This is a genomic window from Nocardioides epinepheli (assembly GCF_037936805.1).
Classification (GTDB): Bacteria; Actinomycetota; Actinomycetes; order Propionibacteriales; family Nocardioidaceae; genus Nocardioides.
In genome coordinates this window covers 464,763-481,124 of sequence record NZ_JBBMMC010000001.1, presented here as the reverse complement: position 1 = coordinate 481,124, position 16,362 = coordinate 464,763, and the positions used below count along the sequence as shown (strand labels likewise).

Here is a 16,362-nt window from a genome sequence, read left to right as displayed (position 1 = left end):
TGCGGGCAGGGCCGCGCTACCGCTCGTGGGGCCTGATCTGTGGGTAGCCCGAGGCGCGGTTGGGGGGCCCGTACCGGGTGGCCGAGTCGACGGCTTACCCGGTACGGGGCTGGGGGGTGTGCGATCACCCTCCCGAGAAAGGTGTGATGCCCTTCACATGGTTTGTTGGGGCGTCGCCCAAACTAAAGGCCGGATCTCGCGGTCCACAAGGGCGTTCCGCGAATCAGGCCGCACGACTTGTCGAGTTCGGGCGAAAGTCGCACTACTTATGCTGATTCACGTCAAAAGTTTCCGACAGCGCAGCGGTGGCGGCGATCCAGTGATCGACCGCGGCGTGCGCGGCCCCGATCAGGACCGCCCGCTCGCCGATCTCGCTGAGGGTGAGCGACACGCCGTCGACCGAGCGCAGCGGCGCGTTGCGGTGCAGGGCGGTGCGCACCTCGGCCACCAGGTGCTCACCCAGGGCCGCGCCCGGGCCGCCGAGCACGAGGTGGCGCGGGTCGAGCGCGGCGGTGAGCATCGCCAGCACCTGGCCGAGCCGTCGTCCGGCATCGCGGACCAGTTGGACCACGACCGGATCGCCTGCGCGGACGGCGTCGACGACGTCGGTCATGGTGACCTCGCCGGCCGCTGCGAGCGCCGCGGCCAGGCGCGGCGAACGTCCGCGCTCGGCGACCTCGGTGGCCCGTTCGCCGAGTGCGGGAAGCCCGGCGAAGGCGTCGAGGCAGCCGGTGCTCCCGCACCGGCAGGAGGGTCCGAACTCCTCGACGCGGAGGTGGCCGATCGAGCCGGCGCGCCCCGCGGCCCCGTTCAGGACGCGGCCATCGACCATCGCGGCCATGGTGACGCCGTCGCCGAGCCGCACCGCGACGAAGTCGTCGAGCCCCCGGGTGCGGCCGGCATGGCGCTCCCCGACCGCCATCGCGCGGACCGCCGCGAGCGCTGGCGTCCGCGGCACTCCCAGCCGGTTCGCCACCTCCTCGGCGAACTCCGTCGCCGAGGACTGCTCGATGTCGGCTACGGCCACGGCGAGACAGGCCGGCGCGACCGGCCCCAACAGGTCGGCGGCCGCCTGCGCGGCCCGGGCGGCGTGGGCGCTCACCTCGTCGCCGACGTGGACCTCGATGCTGACGCCGTCGATGATCCGCAGCTGCGGCCCGACCACCGCCACCCGCAGCCGTCGCTCGCCCAGGGAGACCACGGCGAAGCGCAGTCCGCTGTGGAGCTGGACCCGCTTCGCGCGCCGTCCGCCGGAGCTCGGCTCGGCCGCCCCCTCCTCCAGGGCTCCGCTCTCGGTCAGGGTGAGGAGCGTGGCGCTCAAGGTCGTGCGCGGCGTCTCCAGGCGCTGGGCGAGACTTCCCTTGGTCTGCGGTCCCTCGTCGCGCAGGATCCGCAGCAGGTCACGCCCGTGGGAGGTGCTCACGGATCTGTCCCTCGCGACGGCTGAGGACGCTGCAGCCGGTCGAGGAAGGCGATCAGGACGGCCTCGCGCAGCCGCGGCGCGGCAAGGTCGAGCAGCGCGTTCACCTCCGCCATCCGCGTCGGCAGGGCGAGCTCGCCTTCGTCGGGATCCGCGTCGGCGCCCAGCAGGCCAGCGGCGGCCAGCAGGCCGTCGAACTCCGCGTCGTCGAGCTGTGCCGGATCCAGGGCGGCCACGAAGTCCGCGATGGCCGCATCGACCACGACCGGTCCTGCCGCACGGGCGACGGCGGTCGCCTCCGCGAGCGCGGTGAGGAACTCGGGCACGTGGGGCCGGGTCGCGGCGCTGACCGAGAGGTGGATCGTGGCCGGCCGACCGGCGAACGACATCTGCGGTTGCACGTACCAGTCGCGCGCCGACATCTCGTCGCAGATCGTGAACGGATCGCACGACTCGTCGGTGCCCAATGCGATCAGGGTCGAGTCGGGCCGCGCGACGACGTGCAGCCCGGGAATGTCGGCGATGCCCGCCGCGATGGCGTCGACTGCCTCGAAGACCTCGCGCGCGAGGTCCAGGTACCCGCCGTCTCCGATCGACTGAACCGCTGCCCACGCGCCCGCGAGAGGACCGCCCGAGCGCGTCGACTGCATCGTGGAGTTGAGCATCGTGTAGCCGGGCCAGTCGGCGCTGGCGAAGTACTGCGCCCTGCGGAGCGCGGGAGTGCGGTGCAGGAGCACGGAGGTGCCCTTGGGCGCATAGGCGTACTTGTGCAGGTCCATCGAGATCGAGGTGACGCCGTCGACGGCGAAGGTCCAGGGGGCCGCGGCACGGCCGAGCCGGGCGGCGTAGGGGAGTACCCAGCCACCGATGCAGGCGTCGACATGGCAGCGAAGGCCGCGACTGGAGGCGAGCGCCGCCAGGTCGGTGACGGGGTCGATCACCCCGTGGGCATAGGACGGCGCGCTGGCCACCAGCAGCACCGCGCGATCGCCGAGCCGGTCCAGGGCCGCCGAGGTCGCGGCCACGTCGGCCCGGAAGTCGGCGCCGACCGGCACCGACACAGCCTCGACGCCGAAGTAGTGCGCAGCCTTGTGGAAGGCGGCATGGGCGGTGTCGGGAAGCACCATCGCGGGATGCTCGACGTCGGGTCGCGCATCGCGCGCGCTCTGGACCGCGAGCAGCACCGACTCCGTCCCGCCGGAGGTGATCGAGCCGACCACCGTGTCGGGCCCGTCGACCAGCCCGGCGGCGAAGGCGACCAGGTCGTTCTCCATGCGCAGGAGACTCGGGAACGCCGTCGGGTCCAGCCCGTTGGTCCCGGAGAAGGCGGCGACCGCCTCCCGCGCGACCCGATCGACCTCGGCCAGTCCGGAGTCGTAGACGTAGGCCAGGGTCCGGCCGCCGTGCACCGGCAGATCGTTCGTGCGCAGGGCGGCCAGTCGCTCACCCATCGGCGGGTGGAAGGACTCGGTCATACGGGTTCGGCCTCCTGCCGGTCGTCGAGTCGGTCGTCGAGTCGGTATCGCATCAGCCAGATCAGGCTCGCCGCCACCAGCACGGCCGGGAGCACTGAGAAGCCGAGCGTGATCGCGGTGAGTGCGCTGTCGGGCTGGGTCAGGTCGCCCGTCGTGCCTGAGCGGTAGTCGCCCAGGGCCAGCACCATCGCGTACAGGCCGGGACCGAGGGCCAGGCCGAGGGTCTCCCCGGCCGTCCAGACGCCGGTGTAGACCCCGGCCCGGTTCTCACCGGTGCTCGCGGCGTCCGCGGCGGCGACGTCGGGGAGCATGGCGAGCGGGAAGACCTGGGCGCCCGCATAGCCGACGCCGACCACCGCGACCGCTGCGAACACCACCGCTGCCGGCGCGACCTGGGCCGTGGCGGCGCCGACGGCACCCGCCGCCAGCACCAGTGACGCCGCCAGGTAGGCGCGGCGCTTGCCGACCCTCGCGCCGATCGCCGACCACACCGGGGTGAGCAGCAGCGCCGGTCCGACGAAGCAGACGAAGAGCACCGTCGCGGCGCCGTCGCGTTCGAGCACGTCCCCGGCGAGGTAGTCGACGCCGGCGAGCATGCACCCCGTCGCGAGCGCCTGGAGCACGAAGCCGGTCAGGAGCATCCGGAAGTCTCGGGCCCTGGCGACGATGCGGAGCTGGTCGCGCAGCGTCCCGGCGCCGGGCGCCACGGTGCCGACCGGCGCCGATCGGGTGCCGCGATAGGCGGCCAGTGCGCCCACGAGAATGAGAGCACCGATCACAACTCCCATCACGCGGTAGCCGTCGCGACCGCCGACGGCGTCGCGGATGGCTGGAGCCGACGCCCCGGCCAGCAGGATCGTGAAGGCGAGCAGGCCGACGCGCCAGGTCATCAGCCGGGTGCGCTCGCCGTAGTCGGCGGTGATCTCGGCAGGCATCGCCACGAAGGGCACCTGGAAGAACGCATACGCCGAGGCGCAGCCGAGGAAGACCACGAGCACCCACGCGGTCTCGAAGACGCGTGAGTCGACGTCCGGGGCGGCGAAGAGCAGCGCGAACCCGATCGCGAGGACGATCCCGGCCCGCAACAGCCAGGGGCGCCGCGGGCCGCGGGCGTCGTCGGTCCGGTCGCTGATCCGGCCCGCGATCGGGTTGAGGACCACGTCCCAGGCCTTGGGCAGCACCACGACGAGTCCGGCGATCACGGCGGTGACGCCGAGGGTGTCGGTGAGATACGGGAGCAGCATCAGCCCCGGCACGGTGCCGAAGGCTCCGGTCGCCACCGACCCGCATCCGTAGCCGATCCGCACCGAACGCGGCAGCGACGTCGCTGAACTCACCGCCGCACCCTAACGGCCCCGGCCACCCGCCGCCGGAGGTTGAGCCGGTCGGGCGGCGCCTCGAACCCGCCCGCGAGGCCGACCCACCCACCCACCGTCCCCACAGCTGCGCTGACCCGTCAGCCATAGCGGACGGGTCACCTTGAAATTGACGCTGACCCGTCAGCTATAGCGGACGGGTCAGCGCAGAGTGGGTGGGTTGGTGCGCGGCGGTCAGAGGCCGCAGTCGGGGGCGCTCCAGTACTGGGAGCCGCGCAGGTCTATGTGGACGTGGTCGTCGTGGCCGGGGAAGCCGGGGCCGAGGATGCCGCCGAAGCCGGTCGTGGTCGCTCCGCTCACCAACGAGCAGAAGTCGTAGCCGACTAGATCGAGGGCGTCGCCGTACAGGTGGCGGCTGTCGCCGGCGCCGCCGACGGAGTCGTTGCAGGAGTAGTCGCGGAAGCCGTCGGTGACGGTGAGCGGGTGGTTGCCGATCCGCTGGCGCAGGGCCTCGGCTCGCCACATCACGCGCTTGAGGTTCTCCTGGACCTCCGCAGCCGAGACCGCGCCGCCCGAGTAGCCTCCGGTGCCGCAGTTCTGGCTCACCTCGGCGAAGTCGAAGTGAGCCGGCGAGCAGTCGGCGTCCTGCAGCTCATAGATCTTGTTGTACGTCTCGGGTCCGGCGACGCCGTCGGCGCCCAGGCCGAAGGCCTCCTGGAAGCCCCGTACCGCGCGGGCGGTCTGCGGGCCGAACTCGCCGTCGATGGCGATGTTCGTGCCGTCGCCGATCCAGCCGGCTACCCGGATCTGCAGCTCGGCGACCTCCGGGCCGCTGGAGCCCTCGGCGAGGTTGCCCGACCACGTATAGCACTCATCGGCGTGTGCGGCCGGTGGAGCGGCGACGTCGAAGGCCACCAGGCCGGCGCAGACGAGCGCGACGGTGGCGAGCAGGGCACGGAGTCTGGGCATCACTGACATGGATCGGTCCTTCCGAGTGCGGGGATCCGTGCTTCAACCCTCGGGCCGGACTCCACACTCCGAAAGGGGGGTAACCCTTGGGAACCACTGATCAATGCCGGGACGGCGCCGGCGCCTTGCCGGCCACCACCCGAACGACGCTGGCATCCACCCGCATCGATCAGTGATTCCCTCGGCCTCAGCGCGCCAGCGCGCGCGATGCTCCCGAACGGTGCCGACGGCGCTTGGAGGTGCCGATGGTGGACCGGTCGGACGCCGCGTCCGCGGCACCCGGATCCGGGTCGAGGGGTGCCGACCACTCGCCGATCCAGGCGTCGAGCGCCGGCCAGGTGGAGGTGCGCGCCGCGCGGCCGGTGAGCATGCCGAGGTGGCCGCCCGGCACGATCTCGAACCGGACGTCGGGAGAGCCGCTCAGCAGCGGCACCAGAGCCTTCACGGCCCCGACCGGCGCGATCGTGTCGTTGGCGCCGGCAAAGACCAGCACGGGCACCCGGACGTCGGACAGCGAGACCTCGCGATCGCCCACCTCGAACCGGCCGCCGACCAAGGCGTTGCCCTTGACGAAACGGTGGTAGAGCTGGCCGAAGGTCCGCCCGGGATAGGCCGTCATGGCGGCGGTGAACCGGTCGACGGCCTCGAGCTGGGCGAGGTAGTCGGCGTCGTCGTAGTGGGTCGCCTTGGCGATCGGCTTGGTGATGTGCTTGTGGAACGAGCTGAGCTGGAAGGCCCAGCGCACCAGGGGCGTCGGGGCGCCGCCGAGCAGGCGGTAGGCGCGGGTGACCACGCCTCCCCGGTCTCCGGCGAGGCTGAGCAGAGGTCTCAGCGGCGCGACCAGCGGGACCAGGCTGACGTCGACCGGCGAGCCGAGCACGGCGAGGGAGGCGATGGGCAGATCGGGATCCGCGGCAGCCGTCAGGAGGGAGAACAGCCCGCCCAGGCTCCAGCCGACGACGTGGACCGGCCGGCCGCCCGCGTGGGCCGACGCGGCACGGATCGCCGCCGGGACGACCTCCTCGATCCAGTGCTCCATGCCGAGGTTGCGGTCGCGGAAGGAGACCTGGCCGTACTCCACCAGGTAGGTCGGACGCCCCGAGGTGACCAGGTGCTCGACCAGCGAGCAACCGCGGCGCAGGTCATAGCACAGGGCGGGTGCGGCGAGCGGAGTGACGAGCAGGACGGGGTCCCCGTGCTCGCGGGCGGTGGCGGCCGGGCGGTAGTGGTAGACCTCGCGCAGGTTGTCGTCGTCGATGAGCGTGCGCGGCATCGGGCGCAGGTCGGCGAGTCCGCCGTAGAACACCGTGTGCGCGAGGTTGCCCGCGGCGGAGACGACCTGGTCGGGCTTGGGGATCAGATCCACACGGGGAATCTACCTGGCGCCGGCGCGCTCAGGAGCGGAAGCGCAGCGCGGCGGTGATATCGGCGTTGGAGTAGTCCAGATACTCGGTCGCCTGCTCCACCGTGGCGCCCGGCAGCCGCGTCACCACGGTGAGGACGACGTACTCGTTGGCGTGGTCGACGGTCCAGGAGACCTTCCCTCCGGGCACGACCGCCGCCGGCTCCAGGCGCCAGGTGCCGGGCTTGATCCGGCCGCTGAGCGCCGCCGCCTCGGCCGAGGTGGCATCGGGCATCGTCAGGACGACGTGGGTGAGCGCCACCTGACTGTCCAGCGCGCGGTAGCTCCACTGGGAGGCGCGCACGCACCCCATCCGGGTGAAGGTGCGGGCGAGTTCGACCGGCGCACAGGTGTCGTAGTCCCAGCCCACCTGGAAGGTGGCTCGCAGCGGCAGCGAGTCCGGGGGAGTGAAGCTCCAGTCCTGACCGAACTCGCGGTAGCTGAACGGGACTGCCGCGCCGGGCGGCTGCGTGGTCGGGGCCGTGTCCGGCGGCTCGGCGGCCCCTCCGTCGTCCGGCGACGAGGTACTAGTGGCCTGGGGAGCGGTGCTCTCGCCGGTACGGGGGCCCGCGGTCCCGTCGGGCTGCGCCGTGCCCTCGCGACCGGCGCTGGTCTCGCCCTGGTCGTCCCGGGTGAGCACGACGCCCAACGCGACGCCGGCGACGACGACGGCGAGGGTGACCACGCCGAGGATGACGGCGAGGACGGTTCGGCTCCGGTCCGGGGGAGGGGGGCCGCCCGGTGCGTCCCATCCGGTCCCCGGACCGGGCGGCGGCGGGTTCGCCCCTGGGGGATCGATCGGCACCGGAAGGCCGGGCGTCGCCGTCTGGGGACGGTCCGCGGTCGACGGCGGCGGCTCGGGGGTGCCCCATGAGTCGCCCGCCGGGATCTTGGGCGAGGCGTCCGGACGCGGCCGGGTGTGGCGGACGGGGCCGTCCGGCGGCGGCTCTGGGTGCACGTCCGGAACCTACCCGGTTGTCCCTAGGGAGCCCGCCGGGTCAGCGAACTCGATGGTGCCGAACAGCGCCGACCGAGCGCCCGTCACCATCGCCCAGTAGCGGTCGCCGAACGACCAGTGCCACCACTCGGTGGGGTAGTTCACCAGGCCGGCTCCCGACATCGCCCGGACCAGCTCGCGACGCAGCGTGGCGGCCTCCCCCTTCACGTCCGGATGGGCGGTGTAGCAGCGCCCGCCGCTGTCCTCGGGGCTGGCGTCGATCGGGCATCCGACGTCGAGGGGGTCGCCCTCGACGGTGGTGAGGACGACGTCGACGGCGGCTCCCGCCGTGTGCGGAGCGACCTCGGGCGGCGAGATGAACCGGCTGGCCAGGCGGTGGACCGTGGCGGTGTCGGCGTGCGGATGCTCGGCAGCCAGCCGAGCGGCGTACCGCTCGAAGTAGAAGCGCTGCAGCTGCGGTGTGCGGTAGCCCTCGTTGAGGGCGATCCGAAGGTCGCGGGGGAGTGCGGCGTTCGCCTCGGCCAGCCGGTCGAGCACGGGGCCGCGCAGCTGCCGGCCCGCGACGGTGTCTCCGGTGAACGCGACCACGCCCGCGGCACTCTCGACGTCGACCAATGGCGCGCCGGACTCGTGCACGCCGACCGACGTCACGGCCCCGTCGCTCATCAACACGACGTCGGCCCAGCCTGCGGCGGCAGGAGCGCCTCCGGGCGAGGTCATCGTCCGCGCGCCTGCCGTGGGCTCTTGGTGTGGGGCGCGACCTCCGCCAGCTCGGTCAGGAAGCTGTCGGCCCACGCGGCGACGTCGTGACGCTGGATCGTGCGGCGCATCGCCTTCATCCGCCGGGTGAGGTCCTTCTCGTCGGCGTGGTAGGCCTCGAGGAGAGCGGCCTTCATGCCGTTGATGTCGTAGGGGTTGACCAGCCAGGCCTGCCGGAGCTCGGCGGCGGCGCCGGCGAACTCGGAGAGCACGAGCGCGCCGTCGTCGTGGACCCGGCAGGCGACGTACTCCTTGGCGACCAGGTTCATGCCGTCGCGGAAGGGGGTGACGACCATGATGTCGGCGGCGGTGTAGAGGGCGGCCATCTCCGCGCGGGGGTAGGAGTTGTGGAGGTAGCTGATCGCCGGGCGGCCGATCCGGCCGAGATCGCCGTTGATCCGCCCGACGAGACGGTCGATCTCGTCGCGCAGCAGCCGGTACTGCTCGACCCGCTCGCGAGAAGGCACCGCCACCTGTACGAAGACGGCCTCCTCGACGTCGAGCTCCCCGGCCTCGACGAGCTCGGCGTAGGCGCGCAGCCGCGCGTAGATGCCCTTGGTGTAGTCGAGCCGGTCGATGCCGAGGAAGATCTTGCGAGGGCCGCCGAGCGCCTCACGGATCGCTGCGGCGCGGGCGCGCACCGACTCGTCGTGGACCAGCTCCTCGAACCCGGCGACGTCGATCGAGATAGGGAAGGCGGCTGCTCGCACGGTGCGCCCGTCGGGGAGGTAGACCAGGTCGCGGTGGGTCTTGTAGCCGACCCGCTGGCGCACCAGGCGCACGAAGTTCGCGGCGCCGCCGGGCAGCTGGAAGCCGACCAGGTCGGCGCCGAGCAGGCCCTCGAGGATCTGGCGCCGCCAGGGGAGCTGCGCGAAGAGCTCGGCCGGCGGGAACGGGATGTGCAGGTAGAAGCCGATGCGCAGGTCGGGCCGGAGGTCGCGCAGCATCTGGGGCACCAGTTGCAGCTGGTAGTCGTGCACCCACACGGTCGCGCCCTCCGCCGCGACCTCGGCCGCCTTGGCGGCGTACTGCTCGTTGACCCGCACGTAGCTGTCCCACCACTCGCGGTGGAACTCCGGCTTGGCCACCAGGTCGTGGTAGATCGGCCAGATCGTGCCATTGGCGAAGCCCTCGTAGAAGAGCTCGATCTCCTCGGCGGTGAGTCCGACGGGCACCAGGTGCAGGCCGTCGGCGTCGAACGGCTCGAGCTCGCTCGGATCGGCGTCCTCGACCGGGCCCCCGGGCCACCCGACCCAGGTGCCGTCGTTGGCACGCATGACGGGCTCGAGAGCGGCCACCAGGCCACCTGGCGACGGCTTCCACTCCCAGCCGCCGTCGGGCAGCGGGACCCGGTCCACGGGGAGCCGGTTGGCGACGATCACGAGGTCGGCGGGCACGCCTCGACCCTAGATGAAGCTCGCCGCACCGAAAGGGTGAGCGTCGTGGCCCGGTCCGGTTGTCGGGCTAGCCCGACACCGGATGCGGGTGGTGGCAGGATCGTGCGTGACGCGCCAGCGCACGAGCCTGGAGTCATGACAGACACGATGATCTTTCCCAGTCCCGAACCTCACTCCGAGCCGCCCGCCGTCGCCCGCGAGTCCGGCGTCGCGCCGGCCGGGCCTCTCGCCGCGACCGAGCGGGGCGAGCCGGTGCACGAACGCCCCGGGTTCCTGCGCCGCGTACTCCAGGACACCGCCTACCTCTGCTCCGGCTTCGGGCTCGGGCTCGCCGGATTCGTGGTGACCGTCGCCGGGCTGTCGGCCGGGCTCGGCCTGCTCGTGGTCTGGGTCGGCCTCGCCGTCCTCACCGCCACCGCCTACGCCTCGCGCGGTCTGGCCCACCTCGAGCGCTTCCAGCAGCGCACCCTGCTGGGCAAGCGGGCGCCGCTGCCGGTCTACCTCGAGGCGCCGGCGGACGCCTCGCTCGTGCGCCGGGTGCTGACGCCGCTGCGCGACCCCCAGTCGTGGCTCGACATGCTGTGGGGCCTGGTGGGCTTCTTCACCGGCCTCTTCGGCTTCTGCGTGGCGATGATCTGGTGGGCGACGGCCGGTGCTGGGCTCACCTACTGGTTCTGGTCGCAGTGGCTGCCGGAGGGCGACACCTCGCTGGTCGAGCTGATCGGCTGGGGCGAGGGGCGCCGCGACGAGAGCATCTTCCAGTTCGTGCTGGGCCTGGTCGCCCTGGTCACCCTCCCCCTGGTCATGCGGGGCTGCGCGGTGATCCAGGCCGGTATCGCAGACGCACTGCTGTGCAGCCGGGCCAAGCTCCAGTCGCAGGTGCGCCAGGTCTCCGACGCCCGGACGTCGGCCCGCCTCGCCGAGGCCGCCTCGATGCGCCGTCTGGAGCGCGACATCCACGACGGTCCCCAGCAGCGCCTGGTCCGCCTCACGATGGACCTCGGCCGGGCCCGCAAGCAGATGGAGTCCGACCCCGAGCGCGCCGGAGCGCTGCTCGACGACGCCCTGCGCCAGGCCCGCGAGACCGTCAGCGAGCTGCGGACGCTCTCGCGCGGGATCGCCCCGCCGCTGCTGGTCGACCGCGGTCTGCGCGTCGCGCTCGACGAGCTCCTCCAGCGGGCCACCATTCCGGTCAGCGCCCACATCGAGGTGCCCGACAAGCTCCCGCCGCACGTCGAGACCACCGTCTACTTCGTGGTGGCCGAGGCGCTCACCAATATCGCCAAGCACAGCCAGGCCGAGCGGGCGGCGCTCGCGGTCACCTACGCCGACGGCTGGGTCGGCGTCGTCGTCCAGGACGACGGCGTGGGCGGCGCCAGTCTCGCCAAGGGCAGCGGTCTCGCCGGTCTCGGCCAGCGGCTCGGCGGCGTCGACGGAAGCCTCGACGTGGAGTCCCCGGTCGGCGGACCGACGGTCGTGCGTGCGACGATCCCGGTCGACCTGTCGCCGGTGGAGGGGGACGAGCGAGCGTGACCCGAACGCTGCGGATCGTGCTGGCCGACGACTCGGTGCTCCTGCGCGAGGGTCTCCAGCTGCTGCTCACCGAGGCCGGCCACGAGGTGGTCGCCTCGGTGGGCGACGGTCCGTCGTTCGTGACCGAGGTGCTCGAGCACCGTCCGGACCTCGCGATCGTCGACGTCCGGATGCCGCCCTCGCACACCGACGAGGGTCTGCGCGCTGCCGTCGAGGTCCGCACCGGGTGGCCGGAGGCCCGGGTGATGGTGCTCTCCCAGTACGTCGAGGTGTCCTACGCCGACGACCTGCTCGCCTCCGGCCCGGTCGACCAGGGCGGCACCGGATACCTGCTGAAGGACCGGGTCAGCGACGTCGACGAGTTCCTCGCCGCCGTCCAGACCGTCGCCGACGGCGGCACCGTGCTCGACCCGCTCGTGGTCCGTCAGCTCATGGGACGCCGCCACGACCCGCTCGCCGCCCTCACCCCCCGCGAGCGCGAGGTGCTGGCGCTGATGGCCGAGGGCCGCTCGAACACCGCGATCGCCGAGGAGCTCACCGTCACCCTGGGCGCGATCGAGAAGCACACCCAGCGGATCTTCGCCAAGCTCGGCCTCCTCCCCGACGACGACGCCGCCCACCGCCGGGTCCTCGCCGTCGTCCGGTTCCTGCGGGGGTGAGGCGCCGTCGAGGGCGGCTCTGGTGCGACCCGTTCGGCGCAATTGCGCCGGTTGGCACGGTTACTGCCGGGTAGGCGGGCCCGGACCGCGCAATTGCGCCGTTTGGGCGGCCCGGAGGCAGTTCGGGCGGCCCGGAGTTCGCGCCACCACGCTCGATCGGTCGGGTACGGTTGCGCGGGGCGAATGACATGACTGTGATTCGCCGTCTACAGTAGTCCCGACAGATCTGACGACAGCCTCGCGGGAGATGAGCGATGGAAGCCCAGCGGCACGACGACGCGAGCAATCAGGGCGCGCCCGAAACCGGGACCCTGAGCGAGCGCGACCGCGAGATCCTCGCGTTCGAGAGGCAGTGGTGGAAGTACGCCGGTGCCAAGGAGAGCGCGGTCCGCGAGAAGTTCGACATGAGCTCGACGCGCTACTACCAGGTCCTCAACGCCCTCATCGACCGGCCTGAGGCGATCGAGGCCGACCCGCTGCTGGTCCGCCGTCTGCGCCGGCTCCGTTCCGAGCGGCAGCGCCAGCGCTCGGCCCGCCGACTCGGCTTCGAGCTGTAGGGCGCATCGTGTCCGAGCGATCCACGCAGCGCGGCGTGGTCTTCCCCTCGCCGGTCGTGGTCCTGAGCATCATCGCGGTCGCCATGGCTGCGGTGGCCTTCTTCGTCACCCGCGGCGACGATGCCCCCGACAAGGAGGTCGTCGCCCCCTCGCGTTCGACCACGAGCGACTCGCCGTCGGCGCGACCCACCAGCGAGCCGACCACCGCGCCGAAGAAGAAGAAGAAGAAAAAGAAGCCGGCCGTCCAGCGCGACAAGGTCTACGTCGAGGTCTACAACAACTCCGGGATCAGCGGCCTGGCCGGGAGCGCCGGCGCCAGCGCCACCGATGCCGGCTGGAAGGTCGTCGGCACCGACAACTGGTACGGCACCGTGAACGGCAACACCGTCTTCTATCCCAAGCAGCTCGAGAGCGCCGCCAAGCAGCTGGCCCTCGACCTCGGGATCGATCGCACCGCCCCCGCGGTCGGTGCGATGAGGCTCGACCGGCTGACGGTCATCCTCACCGGCCCCCTCTGAGCCCGTCGGTCCGCCGACCTCGACGCATGGAGCTCACTCCGCAGGGCCAGCAGCGCTACGCCGCATTGGTGCGCGCGGGCGACGAGGTCGTCGTCGGCCTCGACTTCGACGGCGTCCTCGCCCCGATCGTCGACGACCCCGAGCGCGCCCACATCCACCCCGAGGCACACGCCGCACTCGCCGAGCTCGGCGGCCAGGTGCGGGCGATCGCGGTGATCACCGGTCGCCCCGCCCGGCAGGCCGTCGCCCTCGGCGGCCTCGACGAGCTCGCCGACGCGCTGGCCACCCAGGGATGCCAGCTGCTCGTCTTCGGCCAGTACGGCAACGAGCGGTGGAGCGGCTCGGATCGCCGGGTCGTCGGACCACGGCCGCCCTCGGGCCTGGCCGGCTTCGAGGCCGACCTGCCGCGGGTCCTGCGCGAGGCCGACGCCGCCGACGCCTGGGTCGAGGACAAGGGCCTCGCCGTCGCCGTCCACACCCGCCGGCTCGCCGAGCCCGAGGCCGCCTTCGAGCGGCTGCTCCCGCGACTCACCGAGCTGGCGCAGCGACACGGACTCGCGGTCGAGCCCGGCCGGGCGGTGGTGGAGATCCGGGCGCCGGGCTCCGACAAGGGCGGCGCGGTGCGCACCCTGGTCGCCGACCTGGACGCCGGGGGGTTCCTCTACGCCGGTGACGATCTCGGCGACCTCCCCGCCTTCGGCGCCCTGGGCGAGCTCGCCGAGGACGGGCTGCCCACGCTGCGCGTCGCGTCCGGCTCGGAGGAGGAGAACGCGCTGGTCGAGCAGGCCGACGTCGTCGTCGACGGCCCCGACGGCGTCCTCGAGCTGCTGCGGGGCTTCACCGGCGACCTCGCCGGACGACGGGTCTGAGCTCTGCCGGGCTCAGTGCCGGGCTCAGTGATCGGCGCAGCAGGCGATCTGGTGCCGTGACTCGAAGGGAACCAGACCGTCGCGGGACTGCTGGACGGTGAGCACGAGTCGCCCGGCCCGCCAGGTGGGGCGGGCCCACTCGCGCAGGTCGACCACGGTCTCCGGCGGCAAGGGCGGGGAGCCCAGCGCCACGACCTCCTCGATGAGGCTCGAGGCGACGACCTCCCCGACGGCCAGCACCCGCTCGATCCCGGCCTGGCCCCCGAAGCGTGCGACCCGCCCGTCCGTGCGCGCGGCGTGGGCACGGGCCGCTGCGAGGGCGCCTGCGGCCGCCGGTGCACCGCCCGTGCGGGCGCCGACCACCGCGGCGGCCCCGGGGACGGCGGCGAGGAGCCGCGCGAGCCACGCCGCCTCGTCCGTCTCATCCGCACCGTCCGGCTCCCACGACGCAGCCACCGCGACCCGCCGGCCGTCCTCGCTCTCGACCACGTGGGTGCTCGCGACGTACGACGGCGCCCCGGCCGGGAGCACCTCGTCGAGGAGCCCGACGAGGTGCTCGGCGCCCGCGACATCGCGTGCCCCGGCGTCGACGGCGACGGCGACAACCAGGGAGGACGCACTCACTTGCGCGGCACGACCCAGATCGGGTTGGTGTAGAACCACAGGTCGATCCACGGGTCGGCGTCGCCGACGACGTCGAGCGCCGGGCCCTCGGCGTCGATCGAGCGGCCGAGGAAGCCTTCCTGGGTGCGGTTGCCGTCGGTGCCGCGCAGGCGCACGTAGAACGCCTCCTCGAGCTTGCCGAGGTCGTAGCGCAGCGTGAACGTCCCTGACCGGCGCGAGGTGTCCCAGCGCCGGACGACCTTGGTGTCGGGCGCGGTGAACAGGTCACGGTCCTTCTTCGCCGCCGCCGGCTGGACCGCTCCCCGGATCAGGTCGACCCGGTTGAGCTGGGGCACGAACTGCGACCAGTTCGGCACGTCCTGCGCGGTGATCGTCACGATCAGCTGCAGGTCGCTGCCCTTGCGGGCCACCAGCGTGCCGCCCAGGCTCTCGCTGGACGCGCCGCCGCGTCCGGAGGCCTTGATGCGGACGTCGACGGACTTGACGAGGCCGCCGTGGTCGACCCAGATCCGTCCGTCGCGCATCCCGCGCATCACCGCCTGGTAGCTCGGCTTGGTGGCGCCCACGTGGGTGCGGCTGTAGAAGCCCGGCCAGAAGTCGCCGGCGGTGAGGTTGACGCCGCCGCCGTAGACCGGGTCGCCGTAGCGGCCGTCGGCGTTGAACTGCTCCGACGTCGATCCGTCGGGTCGCTTGGCGGTGTCGGTCCAGTTGACGTGGGAGTCGGAGTTGGCGGTGATCGACCACGGCTTGCCCTCGGCGAGCAGCGAGTCCCACAGCCCGCCGACGGTAGCGGTCATCCAGTCGAAGCCACCCCAGGTCCGGTAGCTCTCCGGGGGGTAGGCCGCGAACGAGTTCGGTCCCGGTGCGTTGCCGTAGTAGCCGCGTGCCGAGCCGGGGCCGTATCCGGCGGGCAGGCCGGCGGCCTGGTGGCCCGGTGCGCCCTCGAAGCCGATCGCGACCCGCGGGTCGGCATCGCGCCAGTTGCGGATCTCGTGCGGGCTGTCGATGCCATTGCGCGCCGGGTGGTTGGCGAGGAACAGCGCGGCGTCCACGCGGCGCTTGTCCACCTGCTGCCCGAGCCACTGGATGCCGGAGACGGCGAGCGCCTCGTTCGCCGGGCTGCTGCTGCTCGCACCCTTGACGCTGCCGTCGTAGTCGCGCTCGAACTGCTTGAGCACCGCGACCTCGTTGCGACCGGGTGCGACGAACACCGTGCCGTGCTCGGCGGCCGGGATGTTCCACTCCAGGCCCTGGAAGATCAGGGTGTCGTCGAGCTCGGCGCGAGCCGCGACGATGTCGGGGTTGACCAGGTCGACGCCGATCCGGGCGTGGGTCGCGCCGCCGTGGTCGGTGATGACGAGCCAGTCGAGGCCGTTGGCCCGGGCGTGCTGGGCCTGGTCGAGCACCGTGTACATGCCGTCGGAGCTGTGCTGGGTGTGGATGTGGTGGTCACCGGCCAGCCAGTACAGGCCGCCGGGCCCGCGTGAGGTCCGCGCGGCCCCGCGCTGGGCGTCGTCGGCCAGGGCGGGGGAGACCCCGCTCATCCCGGCCATGCCGGCGGTCACGGCGCCGAAGACCCCCGCCGCCCGCATCAGGCCGCGGCGGCTCAGCTCGGTGCCGGACAGGTCGGCGTCGGGCACGGAGGTGTCGAAGGCAGCCTCGGCGCCGGCGTCGATCTCGTGCTCGTGGCTGTGCTCGTGGTGGTGCTCGTGGTGGTGCTCGTGGTCGTGGTCGTGCGAATGGCTCACGTCGTCTCCCGGAGAGTGGGGTCGGGTCCCGCTGCTGCGTACCTTTCGACCCTGGTGCCACCGGGTGACGTCGTCCCCTCGCCCGGGTGACGCCCAGATGAACGTGCCGGAAGCCGAGCCGCGGACTCGCGGGCCGGCTCGGCGCACCGGTCCGGATG

General features: G+C 72.7%; 15 protein-coding genes. 5 read left to right on the top strand and 10 right to left on the bottom strand.

Features of this window, described 5'->3' with window-relative positions; translation table 11 throughout:
- Nucleotides 1-262: 262 nt before the first annotated feature.
- The 8 genes from WMR31_RS02295 to WMR31_RS02260 form a co-directional block, all read right to left on the bottom strand.
- A complete protein-coding gene (locus tag WMR31_RS02295; protein WP_340537150.1) occupies nt 263-1,423 on the bottom strand; it encodes an ROK family protein in 1,161 nt (386 codons plus the stop codon).
- A complete protein-coding gene (locus tag WMR31_RS02290; protein WP_340537149.1) occupies nt 1,420-2,895 on the bottom strand; it encodes a pyridoxal phosphate-dependent decarboxylase family protein in 1,476 nt (491 codons plus the stop codon). The genes WMR31_RS02295 and WMR31_RS02290 overlap by 4 nt, the downstream gene beginning before the upstream one ends.
- Nucleotides 2,892-4,232 carry an MFS transporter gene (locus WMR31_RS02285; protein WP_340537148.1) on the bottom strand — a complete coding sequence of 447 codons (1,341 nt, stop codon included), beginning with the start codon at nt 4,230-4,232 and terminating at the stop codon, nt 2,892-2,894. The genes WMR31_RS02290 and WMR31_RS02285 overlap by 4 nt, the downstream gene beginning before the upstream one ends.
- 213 nt (nt 4,233-4,445) lie before the next feature.
- Nucleotides 4,446-5,189 carry a D-Ala-D-Ala carboxypeptidase family metallohydrolase gene (locus WMR31_RS02280; RefSeq protein ID WP_340537147.1) on the bottom strand — a complete coding sequence of 248 codons (744 nt, stop codon included), beginning with the start codon at nt 5,187-5,189 and terminating at the stop codon, nt 4,446-4,448.
- A 178-nt stretch (nt 5,190-5,367) separates the two neighbouring features.
- Nucleotides 5,368-6,546 carry an alpha/beta fold hydrolase gene (locus tag WMR31_RS02275; protein WP_340537146.1) on the bottom strand — a complete coding sequence of 393 codons (1,179 nt, stop codon included), beginning with the start codon at nt 6,544-6,546 and terminating at the stop codon, nt 5,368-5,370.
- A 28-nt stretch (nt 6,547-6,574) separates the two neighbouring features.
- Entirely contained in the window at nt 6,575-7,540 is a 966-nt protein-coding gene (locus WMR31_RS02270; RefSeq protein ID WP_340537145.1) for a hypothetical protein, read from the bottom strand.
- Between the two features lie 9 nt (nt 7,541-7,549).
- Nucleotides 7,550-8,260, bottom strand: a complete 711-nt coding sequence (locus WMR31_RS02265; RefSeq protein ID WP_340537144.1) for a M15 family metallopeptidase — start codon at nt 8,258-8,260, stop codon at nt 7,550-7,552.
- Nucleotides 8,257-9,696, bottom strand: coding sequence for an alpha,alpha-trehalose-phosphate synthase (UDP-forming) (locus WMR31_RS02260; protein ID WP_340537143.1), 1,440 nt, complete (start codon nt 9,694-9,696; stop codon nt 8,257-8,259). The genes WMR31_RS02265 and WMR31_RS02260 overlap by 4 nt, the downstream gene beginning before the upstream one ends.
- 135 nt (nt 9,697-9,831) lie before the next feature.
- Between WMR31_RS02260 and WMR31_RS02255 the strand changes: the two genes are divergently transcribed.
- From WMR31_RS02255 to otsB, 5 genes are all read left to right on the top strand, one after another.
- A complete protein-coding gene (locus WMR31_RS02255; protein WP_340537142.1) occupies nt 9,832-11,229 on the top strand; it encodes a sensor histidine kinase in 1,398 nt (465 codons plus the stop codon).
- Nucleotides 11,230-11,237: 8 nt separating this feature from the next.
- The gene (locus WMR31_RS02250; protein ID WP_340537370.1) at nt 11,238-11,888 is read left to right on the top strand and encodes a response regulator; all 651 of its coding nucleotides are present in this window, start codon (nt 11,238-11,240) and stop codon (nt 11,886-11,888) included.
- Nucleotides 11,889-12,142: 254 nt separating this feature from the next.
- On the top strand, nt 12,143-12,445 hold the full coding sequence (locus WMR31_RS02245; RefSeq protein ID WP_340537141.1) for a DUF3263 domain-containing protein: 303 nt from the start codon (nt 12,143-12,145) through the stop codon (nt 12,443-12,445).
- An 8-nt stretch (nt 12,446-12,453) separates the two neighbouring features.
- Nucleotides 12,454-12,963: a LytR C-terminal domain-containing protein gene (locus WMR31_RS02240; RefSeq protein ID WP_340537140.1), complete on the top strand. Its 510-nt coding sequence runs from the start codon at nt 12,454-12,456 to the stop codon at nt 12,961-12,963.
- Between the two features lie 26 nt (nt 12,964-12,989).
- Complete coding sequence (gene otsB / locus WMR31_RS02235) at nt 12,990-13,832, top strand: trehalose-phosphatase (RefSeq protein ID WP_340537139.1); 843 nt, start codon at nt 12,990-12,992, stop codon at nt 13,830-13,832.
- Between the two features lie 24 nt (nt 13,833-13,856).
- On the opposite strand, the gene WMR31_RS02230 is transcribed toward otsB, so the two are convergent.
- Entirely contained in the window at nt 13,857-14,456 is a 600-nt protein-coding gene (locus WMR31_RS02230; RefSeq protein WP_340537138.1) for a hypothetical protein, read from the bottom strand.
- Nucleotides 14,453-16,204 (bottom strand): PHP domain-containing protein, encoded by a 1,752-nt coding sequence (locus WMR31_RS02225; RefSeq protein ID WP_340537137.1) that lies wholly within the window; start codon nt 16,202-16,204, stop codon nt 14,453-14,455. Before WMR31_RS02225 ends, WMR31_RS02230 begins: the two co-directional genes overlap by 4 nt.
- Nucleotides 16,205-16,362: the final 158 nt, after the last annotated feature.

Coding starts and splice junctions, on each gene's coding strand:
- WMR31_RS02290 (WP_340537149.1), bottom strand. CDS start 2,895: ATGACCGAGTCCTTCCACCCGCCGATGGGTGAGCGACTGGCCGCCCTG.
- WMR31_RS02280 (WP_340537147.1), bottom strand. CDS start 5,189: ATGTCAGTGATGCCCAGACTCCGTGCCCTGCTCGCCACCGTCGCGCTC.
- WMR31_RS02265 (WP_340537144.1), bottom strand. CDS start 8,260: ATGACCTCGCCCGGAGGCGCTCCTGCCGCCGCAGGCTGGGCCGACGTC.
- WMR31_RS02255 (WP_340537142.1), top strand. CDS start 9,832: ATGACAGACACGATGATCTTTCCCAGTCCCGAACCTCACTCCGAGCCG.
- WMR31_RS02245 (WP_340537141.1), top strand. CDS start 12,143: ATGGAAGCCCAGCGGCACGACGACGCGAGCAATCAGGGCGCGCCCGAA.
- otsB (WP_340537139.1), top strand. CDS start 12,990: ATGGAGCTCACTCCGCAGGGCCAGCAGCGCTACGCCGCATTGGTGCGC.